Origin of the sequence: Micromonospora sp. Mcm103, assembly GCF_024519755.1 — a bacterium.
GTDB lineage: Bacteria > Actinomycetota > Actinomycetes > Mycobacteriales > Micromonosporaceae > Micromonospora > Micromonospora aurantiaca.
Map to the genome: position 1 here is coordinate 1 of NZ_JALJRJ010000027.1, position 15,958 is coordinate 15,958.

14 protein-coding genes are annotated in these 15,958 nt (G+C 71.7%); 10 read left to right on the forward strand and 4 right to left on the reverse strand.

Annotated elements, in window-relative coordinates; genetic code table 11:
- Window positions 1-233, reverse strand: a 233-nt coding sequence (locus OC439_RS26575) for a PspC domain-containing protein (protein WP_262015823.1), incomplete at its 3' end; no start/stop codon positions are given.
- Between the two features lie 144 nt (window positions 234-377).
- On the opposite strand from OC439_RS26575, the gene OC439_RS26580 reads away from it, so the two are divergent.
- The 3 genes from OC439_RS26580 to OC439_RS26590 all read left to right on the forward strand — a co-directional run bounded on the left by OC439_RS26580 (window position 378) and on the right by OC439_RS26590 (window position 3,617).
- On the forward strand, window positions 378-1,325 hold the full coding sequence (locus OC439_RS26580; RefSeq protein ID WP_091426217.1) for an NUDIX domain-containing protein: 948 nt from the start codon (window positions 378-380) through the stop codon (window positions 1,323-1,325).
- A 120-nt stretch (window positions 1,326-1,445) separates the two neighbouring features.
- Window positions 1,446-2,357, forward strand: coding sequence for an NUDIX hydrolase (locus OC439_RS26585; RefSeq protein ID WP_262015824.1), 912 nt, complete (start codon window positions 1,446-1,448; stop codon window positions 2,355-2,357).
- Between the two features lie 345 nt (window positions 2,358-2,702).
- Entirely contained in the window at window positions 2,703-3,617 is a 915-nt protein-coding gene (locus tag OC439_RS26590; protein WP_262015825.1) for a CDP-alcohol phosphatidyltransferase family protein, read from the forward strand.
- Between the two features lie 57 nt (window positions 3,618-3,674).
- Here the strand turns inward: OC439_RS26590 and OC439_RS26595 are convergent, their stop codons facing one another.
- The 3 genes from OC439_RS26595 to OC439_RS26605 form a co-directional block, all read right to left on the reverse strand.
- Window positions 3,675-4,922: a phosphatidylserine decarboxylase gene (locus OC439_RS26595; protein ID WP_262015826.1), complete on the reverse strand. Its 1,248-nt coding sequence runs from the start codon at window positions 4,920-4,922 to the stop codon at window positions 3,675-3,677.
- A gap of 154 nt (window positions 4,923-5,076) precedes the next feature.
- The gene (locus OC439_RS26600; protein WP_262015827.1) at window positions 5,077-5,496 is read right to left on the reverse strand and encodes a hypothetical protein; all 420 of its coding nucleotides are present in this window, start codon (window positions 5,494-5,496) and stop codon (window positions 5,077-5,079) included.
- A complete protein-coding gene (locus tag OC439_RS26605; RefSeq protein WP_262015828.1) occupies window positions 5,493-7,394 on the reverse strand; it encodes a PspC domain-containing protein in 1,902 nt (633 codons plus the stop codon). Before OC439_RS26605 ends, OC439_RS26600 begins: the two co-directional genes overlap by 4 nt.
- A 178-nt stretch (window positions 7,395-7,572) precedes the next feature.
- Between OC439_RS26605 and OC439_RS26610 the strand changes: the two genes are divergently transcribed.
- From OC439_RS26610 to OC439_RS26640, 7 genes are all read left to right on the forward strand, one after another.
- Window positions 7,573-8,823, forward strand: a complete 1,251-nt coding sequence (locus tag OC439_RS26610; protein ID WP_262015874.1) for an ATP-binding protein — start codon at window positions 7,573-7,575, stop codon at window positions 8,821-8,823.
- A 1-nt stretch (window position 8,824) separates the two neighbouring features.
- A complete protein-coding gene (locus OC439_RS26615; RefSeq protein WP_030501521.1) occupies window positions 8,825-9,502 on the forward strand; it encodes a response regulator in 678 nt (225 codons plus the stop codon).
- Window positions 9,503-10,087: 585 nt separating this feature from the next.
- Entirely contained in the window at window positions 10,088-11,731 is a 1,644-nt protein-coding gene (locus OC439_RS26620) for an ABC transporter substrate-binding protein (RefSeq protein WP_262015829.1), read from the forward strand.
- 144 nt (window positions 11,732-11,875) lie between these two features.
- On the forward strand, window positions 11,876-12,802 hold the full coding sequence (locus OC439_RS26625) for an ABC transporter permease (protein ID WP_252449641.1): 927 nt from the start codon (window positions 11,876-11,878) through the stop codon (window positions 12,800-12,802).
- A gap of 75 nt (window positions 12,803-12,877) precedes the next feature.
- Window positions 12,878-13,861, forward strand: coding sequence for an ABC transporter permease (locus OC439_RS26630; protein ID WP_262015830.1), 984 nt, complete (start codon window positions 12,878-12,880; stop codon window positions 13,859-13,861).
- Between the two features lie 25 nt (window positions 13,862-13,886).
- The gene (locus OC439_RS26635) at window positions 13,887-14,915 is read left to right on the forward strand and encodes an ABC transporter ATP-binding protein (protein ID WP_262015875.1); all 1,029 of its coding nucleotides are present in this window, start codon (window positions 13,887-13,889) and stop codon (window positions 14,913-14,915) included.
- The gene (locus OC439_RS26640; RefSeq protein WP_135242002.1) at window positions 14,908-15,924 is read left to right on the forward strand and encodes an ABC transporter ATP-binding protein; all 1,017 of its coding nucleotides are present in this window, start codon (window positions 14,908-14,910) and stop codon (window positions 15,922-15,924) included. The genes OC439_RS26635 and OC439_RS26640 overlap by 8 nt, the downstream gene beginning before the upstream one ends.
- Window positions 15,925-15,958: the final 34 nt, after the last annotated feature.

Sequence of the window (15,958 nt, forward strand, 5' to 3'; positions counted from 1 at the left end):
GGCCAGGCGGGCGCGCCGGCCGGCTCCTCGGGCATCAGGAACCACATGATCGGGTACGCGAGCGCGGCGAGCCCGCCGGTGAGCACCGTGGCGGCCGCGAAGATCACCCGGATCAGCGTGGGGTCGGCGGCGAAGTAGCGGCCGAGGCCGCTCGCCACACCGGCGATCATGCGGTCGCTGACCGGTCGGCGGAGCTGCTTGTACGGGGCCTGGGAGGGGTTCGGGAAGGTCATGTGTCAACGGTCCCGCGCGCTGCGGCGGCCGACCTCGGTGACCGCCCGGACGCCTACCCTGAACCGTCCCTGAGACGCCAGCGAAGAGTCAGGAATCTGACTCTTTTCGATGTCGGTAACCCGCTCCGGGGAGAATTTGCTCCCGTGACCACCTCGCTGGAGCCGCTCCGCAGGATCGCGGCATACGCAGTTTGTGCTGATTCAAACGGCCGAGTGTTGCTGGTCCGCGCATCGGAGCGCTCCGGCACCCCCGGCACCTGGTCGCTCCCCGGAGGCGCGGTCGACCACGGTGAGGACCCCAAACACACAGTCGTCCGGGAGACCGCGGCCGAGACCGGGCTCTCGGTGGCGGTCGCCGGCCTCCAGGACGTGCTCGCCGACATGCGGGCGCTGCCCGAGCGGCGCATCACGATCCACACCGACCGGCTGCTCTACACCGTGTCGGTCCGGGGCGGGACGCTCACCGAGCGGGTCGACCGGCCGACCGACCTGGCCCGCTGGTTCACCCTCGACGAGGCCCGGGAGCTTCCGCTGCGGTCGTTCACCGCACGTGCCCTGGGCCTGCCCACCTCCACCGACGACATCGTGCCGGAGGAGGTGCCCGAGTTCCCCTCGTTCTACGCCGTCCCCGGCCCGGACGGGCTGCACCGGGCGCAGCGCTTCGCCGCGTACGCGGTGGTGACAGACCCGGAGGAGCGCGTACTGCTGACCCGGGTGTCCGACGGCTATCCGGGCGCCGGCTGCTGGCACCTGCCCGGCGGCGGCACCGACTACGGCGAGCAGCCGGGCGCGGCGCTGATCCGCGAACTGGTCGAGGAGACCGGTCAGACCGGCCGCCTGGTCGAGCTGCTCGGGGTGGCCAGTCACCGGGACGCCGCCTCGCTCGGCCCGGAGGGCTACCCGATCGACTGGCACGGCGTACGCGCCTTCTACCGAGTGGTGGTCGACCAGCCCGCGCCGCCCACCGTGGCCGACGTCGGCGGCTCCACCTGCGAGGCCCGCTGGTTCCGCCGCGAGGAACTCGGCGCCCTCCCCACCGACCGCCTCACCGAGGTGACGGCCGAAGCAGTCCAGGCCGCCCACCTCCTCTAACCTCCCACCCCGGGCCTCCACCCCGGCGATCATGAAGTTGACGGCGCGAAATGTCCGCCTCGGTACCGCTAACCTCATGATCGACGGAGTGGGGCGCTCGGGTGCGGGGGAGTGGTGCGGGTGGAACAGCTGCGGCGGGTCGGGGCCTACGGGGTGCTGCGGGACTCCGAGGGGCGGGTGTTGCTGGCGCGTGGCTCGGCGAAGTGCCCGTACCCGGGGGTGTGGCAGCTGCCCGGTGGCAGCGTCGAGCACGCGGAGCACCCGGCCGACACCGTGGTACGCGAGTTCGCCGAGGAGACCGGCCTGACCGTGGCGCCCGGCGCGATCCGGGCCGCGGTGGCCGACGTGGCCGCGTTCGCCGACCTGGGGATCGCGCTGCACACCGATCGGCTGATCTTCGAGGTGGAGGCGCGCGGCGGGCGGCTGCGGCCCGAGCCGGCCGGTGGCAGCGACGAGGTCGGCTGGTTCGCCCCCGAGGAGGCCGCCGCCCGGCCGCTGATGCCGTTCACCGCCGAGCTGCTCGGCCTGCCGGTGACTCCGCTGCCGGCCGGCCTGCCCCGGGCACTGCCCGCCGGACCGGCCGGGCCGTCCGTCGACCGCCGGCAGCGCTTCGCCGCGTACGGGCTGGTCACCGACCCGGCCGACCGGGTGCTGCTCACCATGATCGCCGACGGGTACCCGGGCGCGGGCCGCTGGCACCTGCCCGGAGGCGGCACCGACCACGGCGAGCAGCCGGCCGCCGGGCTGCTGCGCGAGCTGGTCGAGGAGGCCGGGCAGCTGGGCCGGGTGGTCGACCTGATCGCCGTGGACAACCTGCACAACCCGGCCGCGCTCGGCCCGGAGGGCCGCCCGCTGGACTGGCACGGCGTCCGGGTGATCTACCGGGTACGGGTGGACGCGCCGACCGACGCGGTGGTGACCGAGCTGGCCGGCGGCTCGACCGCGCGGGCCGCCTGGTTCGCCAGGGAGCAGGTCACCGGTCTGTCGATGACCGACGTGGCGGCCCGGGCCACCGGGCAGCGGGTGAGCTGAATCGCTCGCCGAGCCGCCCTGGGTGACCTCCGGTACAGTCGGAAGTACGGCTGACCGACGAAAACGGGCGTTGTGGCCCGAGATGGGAATGAGTGGGCGGTTCGCGCGGTTAAGGGAGATATAAGTACCGCCGGCAGCTATCGCCAAGCCCCTGTCCCCTGTGCAATGGTGTACTCCGCAAAAGGGCTGCCGGACCCGAAAGGTCCGGCACGAGACAGCCGGACCCCCGCCCCGCCGTGGGCGGCCAGCCGATCCGGTGATGGAGGAAACGTGCCGAGAGCCCCATGGCGCCGGCGTCGTACGACTGACAGTCCGCGCCCCGCAGGGCGTCGCTGGGCGGGCAGGTTGCGCCGCAGCAGCACGTTCGCCCGCCAGGTGCTGCTGGTCCGGGTGGGCCGCCGGGACGGCGCGGCCGTCTCGGGGACCGACCTGGTCACCCCCGACCACCGTTACTCCGACCGCCAGCGCATCCGCTACGGCCGGCTCGACACCGACATCGAAGCGGTACGCCCGGTGAGCCCGGCGCTCGCCCCCGCCGCCCCGGTCGACGACGAGTCCCCGGCGATGTCGATCCCGCTCCTGCCGGGTGAGCGCACCGCCGCCCGCCGGGCCAAGTTCGCGCTCGTCAACGCGTGCACGCTGAGCAGCCTCATGCTCGGCATGCTGGCCATCTTCCTGGCCATGCGCGGTGACGTGCAGCTCGCCGCGATCTGCCTGATCGCGTGCGTCGCGTTCGACGGCCTCGACGGTGCGCTGGCCCGCAAGCTCGGCGTGGCCAGCCCGTTCGGCGCGCAGATGGACTCGCTCGCCGACATGTGCTCGTTCGGCCTCGCCGCGCCGGTCGTGGTCTACGCCTCGCTGGCCGGTTCGGTGCCCCCGGCGGCCGCCGCGGTCTCCTGCGCGCTCGTCGCCGCCTGCGCGGCGATCCGGCTCGCCCGGTTCAACGTCTCGCCGAAGGACGGCCGCTTCTTCTGCGGCGTGCCGACCACCATGGCGGCGGCGGTGCTCGCCCTGACCGTGGCGATCGGCGTGCCGGTCCCCGGCCTGGTCATGGTGGCCGGCGTGGCGCTGCTCGCCTTCGCCATGGTGTCCAGCTTCCCGTACGCGAAGCTCGCCCGGCTGCTGAAGCTGCCGCCGTGGCTCTGGCTGGCCCCGGTGATCGGCGCGCTCGTCGACATCCGGCTCACCTTCGCGTTCGTGGTGGTGGGCTACCTGGTCAGCGGGCCGCTGCTCTGGCTGCACCAGCGCCGTACCGCCTGATCCGAGAACGACAGAAGGGGCGCCGCTGCAGCGGCGCCCCTTCTTCGTGTCCGGCGCTCAGCGCCAGCGGGCGATCACCGTCGCGCCGCCGACCACCTTGTCGCCCGGACCGACCAGCGGGTCCGCGGCGTCGGCCGGCAGGTAGACGTCGGTACGCGAGCCGAACCGGATCAGGCCGAAGCGCTCACCCCGGGCCAGCAGCGAGCCGACTGGCGCCCGCTGCACGATCCGGCGGGCGATCAGCCCGGTGCGCTGCGCCACCACGACGGTGCCGTGGTCGGTGTCCAGCACCGTGTACGCCGCCACGTTGTGCTCGGCGTCCGGCTTCATGGCGTTGACGAAGCCGCCGTCGGCGACGAAGTAGTCGACCACCTTGCCGGCCACCGGGGAGCGGTTGACGTGCACGTCCAGCACCGACAGGAACACCGCGATCCGCAGCCACTCGCCGTCACCGAAGCGCTCGTCCTGCAGGCGCTGCACGGACAGCACCTGACCGTCCGCCGAGGCGACCACCGCCGACGGGTCCTCCGGCACGTCCCGCTCCGGGTCGCGGAAGAACGCGGCCACCGGCGCGGCGGCCAGCGCCGGCAGCAGCCAGAGCTTCGACTTCGGCCGCGCGGCCCGGGCCAGGGCGGCCAGGCCGAGCGTGATGCCCGCCGCGGCCACGCCGTTGGAGTCGATGTGCATGCCCCGGGTCAGCGGCACGCTCGACGGCCGGTACGCCGGGGACAGCGAGGCCGCGAGCGCCACCGGCGCCGGGGTGAACCGCAGGTGGTGCACGCGTACCGGCGGGGTGTTGCGCAGCACCAGGTCGCTGCGTACGCCGTGCAGCACGCCCTGCCGGTCCAGTTCGCCGTCGGCGCCCCCGGTGCGGAACAGCGGCGCGGCGACGCTCAGCACCGCGCCCTCGGCCAGGTATTTCGCCAGCCCGTCGATCGCGACGCGCGCCTCGTCCGCGGTGCCGGTGAACGGCTCGGCGACGACCACCACCGCGGCGGCGTCCGCCTCGGCGAGGGTGTCGACCACGCGTACCCGGTCGGCGACCCAGCGGCCCTGCGCGGTGACGTGGTCGCGCAGCGCGGCCGCCGCGGCGCCCTCCGCCGGCACCACGGTGAGCCGGTCGCCGGGCAGCAGTGCCTCGATCGCGGCGGCCAGCACTGCGGACTCCGGGGTCGCGCCGACCAGCAGGCCGGCCTTCGGGTCGTTACGCCGGGCGAACTCGCTGACGAAAGTGCGGGCGGCGCGCTCGCCGATGCGGACCGCACCGGTGGGACCGGTGACACGCACGGCGGGGGACTGGGTCATGTCGGACGGGCTCCTGACGAGATAGCGAACGGACGGGGCGGCTCCGGCGACCCGACCGGCGGCTCCGGCATGGTCGGGGGCGGGGCCGGCCGGCGGAGGCGAGATCTCCGCCGACCAGCATAGGCCGCGTCCGAAGGGCGCCGCAGTGGCGCGGTCAGGCCGGATCCCCCGGTGTACGGCGTTGTGGAGCCGCCTCGTCGGCCGGTGGATCGAGCGCCGGCAGTTCGCGGGTGGCCGGTTCCGCGGAGTCCGTGGTGGCCTCGGTGGCCCACTCGTCGGCGCCGTCGGTCGTCCCCGTGCCGTCGGGCGTCTCCGGGCCGGCGGCGGGGGAGCCGTACGGCGCCGAGACCGTGACGTCCGGCGTGGGCGGCGTCGCGGGTTGCTCCGGTGCGCGACCCGAGCGCAGCGCGCCGATCAGTCCGAGCAGGCCGATCAGCACCAGCCCACCGGCCAGGAACCAGCCGACCGGGGGTACGGAGAGACCGAGGATCCGGGCCAGCAGCCACCAGACGGACAGACCGAGGAAGACGAGTCCGAAAGCGAACGACACGACGTCGGTACGGTGTGCCTTCACCGGGTCACCTCCAGCTTGCCGGCGTTCACGTGGACGAAGAGGCGCAGCTTGCCCCCACCGGGACCGTCGGCGCCGACGTCGGTGGTCTCCCACTGACGACCGCCGAGCCCGCCGCTGCTCCGGCCGAAGACGGTGGCGTCGCCGGCGTTCACGTCGGCCACCGTGGTCACGTCGACGTCCGGCGGTACGACCACTGTCGCGTTGCCGAGGTTCACGTCGACCGTCACCTGCACGTCCTGCTTGTCGAAGTCGATCCCGCGCAGGTCGAGCGTGGCGTCACCGAGGTTGTTCTCGTACCGGTTCGCCAGGTCGCGCAGGTCGGTCGGGGCCCAGGTGACGTTGCCGTCGATGCCGCGTACCCGGTCGTAGGACTCGGCGACCGTGGCGATGCCGAGCGCCGCCGCGGTCACCAGGCCCAGGGCGATCAGCCAGCGCGCCCGGCCGAACCAGGTGCCGACGAGCAGGCCGAGGCCGATGGTCGCGAGCACCGCGGCGAAGTAGCCGGCGGCACCGACCGGGAAGACGTCGAGCAGGTCGAGCATCGCCACCAAGCCGAGCGCCAGGAAGATCAGCGAGAACGTGATCGCGCCGAGCGCCGAGCGCTCCTTGGGCCGCTTCGGCGGTCGCGGCGGCCGTACCGGTGGCGGGACGGGCGGCGATCCGGCGTAGGGGCCGTGCGGGGCGAACGGCGGCCGGTACCCGCCGGGCGGCAGCGGTGCGCCCACCGGCGCGGGCGGCGGCACGGCGGCCGGCTCGTCCAGCCGGGCACCGGCGTCGCGCGCGCCCGGCCAGGCCGGGTCTCCGCCGTACGCGGGCCAGGCGGCGGTGTCGGCGACCGGCCCGGTCACGTGCCGCATCCCCACCGTCGTCGGCTCGGACGGGCCCGGCCGGGTGCCTGCCGCGGCGGGCCAGCCCGGCGCCGGCAGCGTCGGGTAGCCGGTAGCGGGCCCGGAGGGGCCCGGCTCGCGCTCCGCGTCGGATGTGACCGGGTGCCCCGGCTCGGAACCGGGCTCGGGCGAGGACGCCGGGGGGTAACCGGGCTCGGGCGAGGACGCCGGCGGGTAGCCCGGCTCGGCGGCGGGCGCCGGGGAGGCGGGCACCGGGGGATAGCCCGGCTCGGGCCGGCCGGGCGGGGGGTAGCCGGGCTCGGCGGGCAGGACGCCGGACGGCGCCGCCCCGGGGTGTGCCGGTCCGGCGGGCGTGCCGGTCCACGGCGCCGCGGGGGGAGCCGCGGTCCACGTACCCGGCGCCGGGGCCTGCGGTGCGGGCCAGGCCACCGGCGGCACCGGACCCGGCGGGGGACCGTGCGGCGGCACCGGCTGAGCCGGCTGCTGCCCCGGGCCGCGCTGCTCGCGGTTGAGCAGGAGCGCGCCGCCGACCAGGATCACCGCGCCGAGCAGGATCGCCCGGAACCCGTCCGTGACGACGTAGGCGAAGCCGAGCGCCACCACGATGCCGAGCACGATCACCGTGATCGGCGACATGCTGGACCGGCCCCGGCCGAGCATGGCCTCCACCGGGGAGGCGGTGTCGCCCTCACCCGGGATGATCAGCCAGCCCGCGACGTACACGATGATGCCGATGCCGCCGAAGAAGCCGAGCACGGCCAGCAGCACGCGCCACAGCACCGGATCGGTGTTCGTGGCCCGGCCGATGGCGGCGCACACCCCGGCCAGGTAGCGGCCCTCGCGGGGGCGTACCAGGCCGTACCGGGTGGTGAAGCCGGCGGCGCCGGGCGGTGGGGCGTACCCACCGGGTGGTGGACCGGCGAACGGCGTGCCGCCGCCGGGCGGCGGGCTCGCCTGGTCGGTGGTGGGCGCCGCTCCCGGCGGGGGCGGCGGCGGGGCGTCCTGTGCTGCCGCCCAGGGGCGGGGCGGACGGGCAGCGTCCTCGTTCATGCCTTCGATACTGCTGCCCCGGCCGCCCGAGCAGCCTCCGGACCCGACCCTGACCCCACCCTGAGATCCACCGCCGGTGAAACTCCGGGGCGTCCCCGTGGTCCGCGGCGTCGTAACCGTGTGACGATCTGAGCGTCGGCGCGCCGTCGGCACATCCGCCTCGACCTGGGAGCCTCCGATCAGCAGCACCCCCGCCCCGCACGCCCCGCGTCTCTACCGGGCCACCGAGCACCGGCTGGCCGCCGGCGTGGCCGCGGGCATCGCCGAGCACCTGGGCATCCCGGTGCTGCGGGTCCGCGTGGCGTTCATGGTGCTGCTCGGGCTGAGCGGGCTCGGGCTGCTGCTCTACGCCGCCTTCTGGGCGGTGGTCCCGCCCCGCCCCGGCGACACCGCCGCCCCGCCCCGCCGCGACCTGGCCCAGCTGCTGCCGTTCGTGGTGATCGGGCTCGGCGTGCTGCTGCTCCAGGTGGTGGCGTTCAACTCGGTGGGCGCGGCCGGTACCGCCGGCTGGCTGGTCGCGATCATCGCGGTCGGCGCGGGCGTCATCTGGCACCAGGCCGCCCCGGAGCGCCGCCGGCAGTGGGGCGACTCGGCGGTGCCCTGGCTGGGCGCGGTGGTGGAGGAGAGCGACAGGCGCGCGTTCGTGCTGCGCTTCATCGGCGGCGGCGTGCTCGTCGCGGTCGGCATCATCGGCGTGGCCGCCGTCTACTCGCCGTCACAGAACTTCGACGCGGTGCTCAACGGCGTGATCTTCGCGCTGGTCGGGCTGGCCGGCGTGGGTGTGGTCACCGGTCCGGTGCTCTGGCGCACCTGGAACCAGCTCCGCTCCGAGCGGGAGGGCCGCATCCGGGAGCAGGAGCGCGCCGAACTGGCCGCGATGGTGCACGACCAGGTGCTGCACACGCTGGCCCTGATCCAGCGCAACGCCAGCGACGTCAAGACGGTGCAGCGGCTGGCCCGCGGTCAGGAGCGCTCGCTGCGCAACTGGCTCTACAAGCCGACCGCCTCGCCCACCGAGCGCTTCGCGGCCGCGCTGGAGCAGGCAGCCGCCGAGGTGGAGGACACGTTCGCCATCACCGTCGAGGTGGTGGTGGTCGGCGACCGGGAGACCGACGAGCGGGTGGGCGCGATCGTGGCCGCCGGCCGGGAGGCCCTGGTCAATGCGGCCCGGCACGCCGGTGTGCAGACCGTCTCGCTGTACGCCGAGGTGGAGCCGGAGCAGGTGAGCGTGTTCGTCCGGGACCGGGGCAAGGGCTTCGACCCGGATACGGTGGAGAATCACCGGCACGGCGTCCGGGGCTCGATCATCGGACGGATGAAGCGGCACGGCGGCCGGGCGGAGATCCGGTCCGAGCCGGGGGAAGGGACCGAGGTCCGGCTGATCCTGCCGATCAGCGGCTCCGGCTCCACGGCGGAAAGGGACAAGTGACATGTCCGAGCAGGAACCGGTCGAGGGTACGGCGCCGCGCGGGCCGCTGCGGGTGTTCCTCGTCGACGACCACGCGATGTTCCGGGCCGGCGTCCGCGCCGAGCTGGGGGCGCGGGTGGAGGTGGTCGGCGAGGCCAGCTCGGTGGCCGAGGCGGTGACCCGGATCGCGGCCACCGCGCCGGACGTGGTGCTGCTCGACGTGCACATGCCCGACGGCGGCGGCCGCGCGGTGCTGGAGGCGATGCGGCGTACCCACCCGCAGGTGCGGTTCCTGGCGCTGAGCGTGTCCGACGCGGCCGAGGACGTGATCGGCCTGATCCGCGCCGGCGCGCGGGGGTACGTCACGAAGACGATCTCGCCGGAGGAGCTGACCGACGCGATCCGGCGGGTGGCCGACGGCGACGCCGTGTTCAGCCCGCGGCTGGCCGGGTTCGTGCTCGACGCGTTCGCGTCCCGGCCGGACGCGCCGGTGGCCGATCCCGAGCTGGACCAGCTCACCAACCGCGAGCGCGAGGTGCTGCGGCTGCTCGCCCGGGGGTACGCGTACAAGGAGATCGCCAAGGAGCTGTACATCTCGATCAAGACGGTCGAGACGCACGTCTCCAACGTGTTGCGCAAGCTCCAGATGTCGAACCGGTACGAGCTGTCCCGCTGGGCCGCCGACCGCCGGCTGGTCTAGGAATCCCACGTCCGCCCGGGGGCGGGGCCTCGGCGGCCTCGTACCCCCGGGTGGCCCTGTCGCCCGCTCAGTCGGCGTGGCATCATCCGGACGGACAGAAAACGCGACAGTCGCCTGCCCGTGGGAGGCGCCGAGGTCGGCGCGGTGAACGTCACAACCTCCCTGGCGCAGGGATGCTTGTCGACCCTTCTATGCCCGTCTTGCCTGTTCAGGGCCCTATCGTCCGTACGCTTTGTGATCTTTTCTCAAGTATCGGCAACGTGGCGACCAACTAACGGCTTGATAACGGCACCTTCACGGAAAGGGCCGGTTGGTGTCACAGTGGCAGCACCTCACCCCCCGGTGTGAGGCATCTCGACGGGCCTGCCGACCACGTGACGCCGCCATCAGCGCCGCTACGTGGCCGACGGCCCTGCGCGATGTCTCGTCCAGGGTGTGGCGCCCGGCGGATCGGTACCCCTGGGGTGTCCCGAATTCCTCTGCGGTAAACCGGCGTCCTGCGGTTCGGGTCGCCGGTGGTGTCACCCCCAAAGACGTGCGTGAAACTCACGACGGAACCAGGTTAGAAAGAGGAGGCCCCTCGGAATGAGAGTCTCGAAGCGGGCGAGCGGCGCGCTCGCGGTGGGCGCGGCATTCGCGCTCGTCGCGTCCGGCTGCTCCAGCGGGAACAACGACGGTGGCGACGCCGGCGCCAGCAAGGACGGCGCCATCGTCATCGACGGCACCCAGCCGGAGAACCCCCTGGTTCCGGCGAACACCACCGAGACCGGTGGCGGCAAGATCATCGACTGGGTGTGGAGCGGCCTGGTCGAGTACCCCAACAACGGTGGGGCGCCGCAGAACCTGCTCGCCGAGTCGATCGACACGAGCGACTCGAAGGTCTTCAAGATCAAGATCAAGCAGAACACCAAGTTCCACGACGGCACCACCGTCAAGGCCGAGAGCTTCGTCAAGGCCTGGAACTGGGCTGCCTACGGCCCGAACGGCGCGCAGAACGCCTCCTTCTTCTCCGACATCCAGGGCTTCGACGAGGTCTACACCGAGGACCCGGACGGCCCGGACGGCCCGAAGAAGGCCCCGGAGCCGAAGGCCAAGGAGATGTCCGGCCTGAAGGTCGTCGACGACTGGAACTTCGAGGTCACGCTCTCCGCGCCGACCGCCGTGTTCCCGACCAAGCTGGGCTACAGCGCCTTCATGCCGCTGCCGGACGCGTTCTTCTCGTCCGACCCGGCGACGTTCGGCAAGAAGCCGATCGGTAACGGCCCGGTGAGCCTGGTCTCCTGGCAGGACGACGTCGAGATCAAGCTGACCCGCTTCGACGACTACAGCCTGCGCGACAAGATGAAGATCAAGGACGTCACCGTCAAGATCTACCAGGACGACACGGCGGCGTACAACGACCTGCTCGCCGGCAACCTGGACTTCCAGCAGCAGGTTCCGGTCTCCGCGCTGGCCGGCGAGAAGTGGAAGACCGACCTGGGCGACCGGGCCATGGCCTCGACCACCCCGTCGACCGGCATCATCGCCTTCCCGATCTACGACAAGCGCTTCCAGAACCCGAAGCTGCGCAAGGCGATCTCGCTGTCCATCGACCGGCAGTCGATCACCGACAAGATCTTCTTCGGTAACCGCAAGCCGGCCGACAGCTGGGCCAACCCGCTGACCCCGGGCGCCGAGCCGGGCAACTGCACCGCCTGCAAGTTCGACGTGGCCCAGGCCAAGGCGCTGCTCGCCGAGGCCGGTGGCTTCCAGGGCAAGCTGACCCTGTCGTACAACGCGGACGCCAGCCACAAGGAGTGGATGGAGGCCGTCGCCCAGCAGATCAAGACCAACCTGGGCATCGACGCGGTTGCCGTCGGCGTGCCGACCTTCGCGGTCTTCCGCGCCAACATCAACGCCTACAAGATGACCGGTGCCTACCGGGCCGGTTGGCAGCAGGACTACCCGGACGTCGAGAACTGGATCAACCCGCTCTACGTCTCCGGTGGTTCCTCGAACGACGGCAAGTACAGCAACCCGCAGGTGGACGCCCTCGCCAAGGAGGCCTCCGCGGCCCCCAGCCTCGAGGAGGCCCACAAGAAGTTCGCTGAGGCCGTCAAGCTGATCGACCAGGACGTCCCCTCCATGCCGATCTACTTCGGTGGCCAGCAGTCCGGCCACTCGGAGAAGATCAAGAAGCTGGAGCTGTCCAACGTCGGTGAGCTCGACATCACCTCGGTCGAGCTCTGATCCGAACGGTCTGACCCCGGGTCGGGCTCGCCTACCGGTGAGCCCGACCCGGGGCCGTTCCGCGAGGGGGTGTACAACGAACCCCTCGCACGTTGTCGCCGCCGCGCCGGCTCACCCGGCGCTCCCTGTCTGGAGGACCACCCCATGGGCCGTTATCTCTTGAGACGGCTGCTGCAACTCGTGCCGGTGTTCATCGGTACGACGTTCCTGATCTACTGGCTCGTCTGGTCCGTGCCCGGTGACCCCTTCGCCGGCAAGTGCGGCGACCGCGGTTGCCCCCCGAACTACCGGGCCATGATGACCGAGAAGTACAACCTCGACGAGTCGATCTGGGTGCAGTACGCGAGCTACATGAAGAACCTCGTGCAGGGGGACTTCGGTATCACGTTCGGCGGTCGCGAGATCAGCGACATCATCGCCACGTCGTACCCGAACACCCTGAAGCTGGCGGTGGTCGCCCTCGCCATCGAGGCCGTGATCGGTCTCGGCGCGGGCATCCTCACCGGTCTCCGGCGCAACGGCTTCCTGGACAACCTGGTCCTGGTCTCCACCCTCTTCCTGATCGCCCTGCCCGTCTTCGTCATCGGCTTCGTGCTGCAGTGGCTGCTCGGTGTGAAGTGGGGCATCATCAACCCGACCGTGTCCAACGAGATGCGGTTCAGCGAACTGATCGTGCCGGGCTTCGTGCTCGGAAGCGCATCGATGGCGTACATCGCCCGGGTGGCGCGTACGAGCATCGCCGAGAACCGGCGTGCCGACTACGTCCGCACCGCGATCGCCAAGGGCCTGCCCATGCGCCGCGTGGTCGGCGTGCACCTGCTGCGCAACTCGCTCATCCCGGTCGTCACCCTGCTCGGCACCGACCTCGGCGCCCTGATGGGCGGCGCGATCGTGACGGAGGGCATCTTCGGTATCAACGGCATCGGCCGCCAGGTGCTCCGCTCGATCGTGACGAAGGAGAGCGCTACCGTTGTCGGCATCGTGGTGGTGCTGGTGCTCGTCTATCTCGTCATGAACCTGGTGGTCGACCTGCTCTACGCCGCCCTCGACCCGAGGATCCGCTATGAGTGACCGTCGCAGCGAACGAATCGTCCCAGCAGTCTGCGCGGGCAACCACGCCCGCGACGAGCGCAGCGAGGTGCGGGCATGAGTGACCCGAGTACCGCGTCGATCGTGTCGACGCCGCCCGCGACCATGCCCACCGAGGCCGGTTCGGGCGCTCCCACAAACGCCGGCCTGCCGGAGAGCGCGAAGCAGCAGAAGCCCCGTGGCCTGCTCGGCGACGCCTGGATCGACCTGCGTCGCAAGCCGCTGTTCTGGATCTCGGCGACGTTCATCGTGCTGTTCCTCGTGATGGCGGCCTTCCCGTCGCTGTTCACGTCCGGCGACGCCGTGAACGGCACGCTGGAGCGCAGCCGGGTCGAGCCGTCGTCCTCCGCCTGGTTCGGTTACGACGTGCAGGGCCGTGACGTCTACGCCCGGGTCATCTACGGCGCCCGTGCCTCGATCGTGGTCGCGGTGGTCTCCACCGTCCTGACGCTTCTCGTCGGTGGCGCGATGGGCATCATCGCCGGCTACCGCGGCGGCTGGGTGGACGCGCTGCTGTCCCGCGTGGCGGACATCTTCTTCGGCCTGCCGTTCGTGCTCGGCTCGATCGTCATCCTGACCACGTTCAACGGGTCCGGCAGCGACAACGGCGAGTGGACGATCATGGGCCTGGTCATCCTGTCCCTGAGCGTGCTGAGCTGGCCGGTCGTGATGCGGCTGATGCGCTCCTCGGTGCTCGCCACCAAGGAGGCCGACTACATCGTCGCGGCCCGCGCGCTCGGCGCCGGCACCGGCCGGATCATCCTCAAGCACCTGCTGCCGAACTGCCTGGCCCCGCTGCTGGTCTACGGCACGATCATGGTCGGCTCGTTCATCGGCGCCGAGGCCACGCTCTCGTTCCTGGGCATCGGCCTGAAGAGCCCGGTGGTCTCCTGGGGCATCATGATCAGCGAGGCGCAGAACTACATCCGGGTCTCGCCGTTCCTGCTGTTCTTCCCCTCCGCGTTCCTCGTCACCGCAGTGCTGAGCTTCGTCATGCTCGGCGAGGCGGTCCGCGAGGCCCTCGACCCGAAGCTCCGATAGGGGAACTGAGTTGTCCGACATTCTCGTGTCCGAGCAGTCCTCGCCGGGCGCCGACGGATCCGGCCGCCCCTCGGGCCGCCTGCTCGAGGTCGACGACCTTCGGGTGGAGTTCCGCACCCGGGACGGCGTCGCCAAGGTCATCAACGGAGTCACGTACCACGTCGACGCGGGGGAGACCCTCGCCGTGCTCGGCGAGTCCGGCTCCGGCAAGAGCGTCACCGCGCAGACCATCATGGGCATCCTGGACACCCCGCCCGGCTTCGTCACCGGCGGCAAGGTCCGCTTCCACGGCAAGGACATGCTCACCATGTCCCCCGAGCAGCGGCGGCGGATCCGTGGCGAGGGCATCGCCATGATCTTCCAGGACTCGCTCTCGGCCCTCAACCCGGTTTTCACGGTCGGCTTCCAGATCGCCGAGCAGTTCCGCATCCGGCGCGGCATGAGCCGGTCGGACGCCAAGAAGCGCGCGATCGAGATGCTCGACCAGGTGAAGATCCCCAACGCCAAGGGCCGGTTCAGCAACTACCCGCACCAGTTCTCCGGCGGTATGCGGCAGCGCGCCATGATCGCCATGTCGCTGGCGCTGGACCCCGAGGTGCTGATCGCCGACGAGCCGACCACCGCGCTGGACGTGACGGTGCAGGCCCAGATCATGGACCTGCTGGGTGAACTCCAGCGGGAACGGCAGATGGGCATGATCCTGATCACCCACGACCTCGGCGTGGTCGCCGACGTCGCGGACCGGATCGCGGTCATGTACGCCGGCCGGATCGTCGAGGAAGCCGACGTCTACGACCTGTACCGCAAGCCGGGACACCCGTACACGCTCGGCCTGCTCAACTCGATCCCGCGGATGGACGAGAAGGGGCAGGAGCTCCGCACCATCAAGGGCCTCCCGCCGAACCTGATGAACATCCCCCCGGGCTGCGCGTTCAACCCGCGCTGCCCGATGGCGCAGCCGGTGTGCCGGGAGAAGGTCCCGCCGCTGCTGCAACTGGGCAGCGGCCGGGCCAGCGCCTGCCACTTCGCCGAGGAGCTGGTGAACCGTGACTGAACACATCATCGAGGTCCGTGACCTGGTCAAGCACTACCCCGTGACCCGGGGTGTGGTGTTCAAGAAGACCATCGGTCAGGTCAAGGCGGTCGACGGCGTCTCCTTCGAGCTCAAGGCCGGCGAGACGCTCGGCGTGGTCGGCGAGTCCGGCTGCGGCAAGTCGACGCTCGCCCGGGTGCTGATGAACCTGGAGAAGCCGACCTCCGGTCAGGTGCTCTACAAGGGCCAGGACATCTCCAAGCTCTCCGGTGGCGCGCTGCGGCGGCTGCGCCGGCAGATCCAGCTGGTGATGCAGGACCCGTACACCTCGCTGAACCCCCGGATGACTGTGGGTGACCTGATCGGCGAGCCGTTCGAGATCCACCCCGAGGTGGCTCCGCGCGGCAGCCGACGCGGCAAGGTCAAGGAGCTGCTCGACCTGGTCGGCCTCAACCCGGAGCACATCAACCGCTACCCGCACCAGTTCTCCGGCGGCCAGCGGCAGCGCATCGGCATCGCCCGGGCGCTGGCGCTGCGGCCCGAGGTGATCGTCTGCGACGAGCCGGTTTCGGCCCTGGACGTCTCGATCCAGGCCCAGGTGATGAACCTGCTGGAGAAGCTCCAGGCCGAGTTCGGGCTGTCGTACGTCTTCATCGCCCACGACCTGTCCGTGGTGCGGCACCTCTCCGACCGGGTCGCCGTGATGTACCTGGGCAAGATGGTGGAGATCGGCACCGAGGACGAGATCTACGAGCGGCCGACCCACCCGTACACCCAGGCGCTGCTGTCGGCGGTGCCGGTGCCGGACCCGACCGTGCGCGAGAGCAAGGCGATCATCCGGCTCCAAGGCGACGTGCCGTCGCCGGTCAGCCCGCCCTCGGGCTGCCGGTTCCGCACCCGGTGCTGGAAGGCGCAGGACGTCTGCGCCCAGGAGGTGCCGCTGCTCCAGATCCGGCCGGGCTCGGACCACCCGAGCGCCTGCCACTTCGCGGAGAAGCGGGAGATCGTCGTCACCCACGAGGTGGCCTGATCCGTTCCGGACCGCCTGCCGGCGTCAGCTCGAC

Excerpts from the sequence above, each read along its gene's own strand:
- OC439_RS26595 (WP_262015826.1), bottom strand. The coding sequence starts at position 4,922 with ATGACCCAGTCCCCCGCCGTGCGTGTCACCGGTCCCACCGGTGCGGTC.
- OC439_RS26605 (WP_262015828.1), bottom strand. The coding sequence starts at position 7,394 with ATGAACGAGGACGCTGCCCGTCCGCCCCGCCCCTGGGCGGCAGCACAG.
- OC439_RS26615 (WP_030501521.1), top strand. The coding sequence starts at position 8,825 with ATGTCCGAGCAGGAACCGGTCGAGGGTACGGCGCCGCGCGGGCCGCTG.
- OC439_RS26620 (WP_262015829.1), top strand. The coding sequence starts at position 10,088 with ATGAGAGTCTCGAAGCGGGCGAGCGGCGCGCTCGCGGTGGGCGCGGCA.
- OC439_RS26625 (WP_252449641.1), top strand. The coding sequence starts at position 11,876 with ATGGGCCGTTATCTCTTGAGACGGCTGCTGCAACTCGTGCCGGTGTTC.
- OC439_RS26630 (WP_262015830.1), top strand. The coding sequence starts at position 12,878 with ATGAGTGACCCGAGTACCGCGTCGATCGTGTCGACGCCGCCCGCGACC.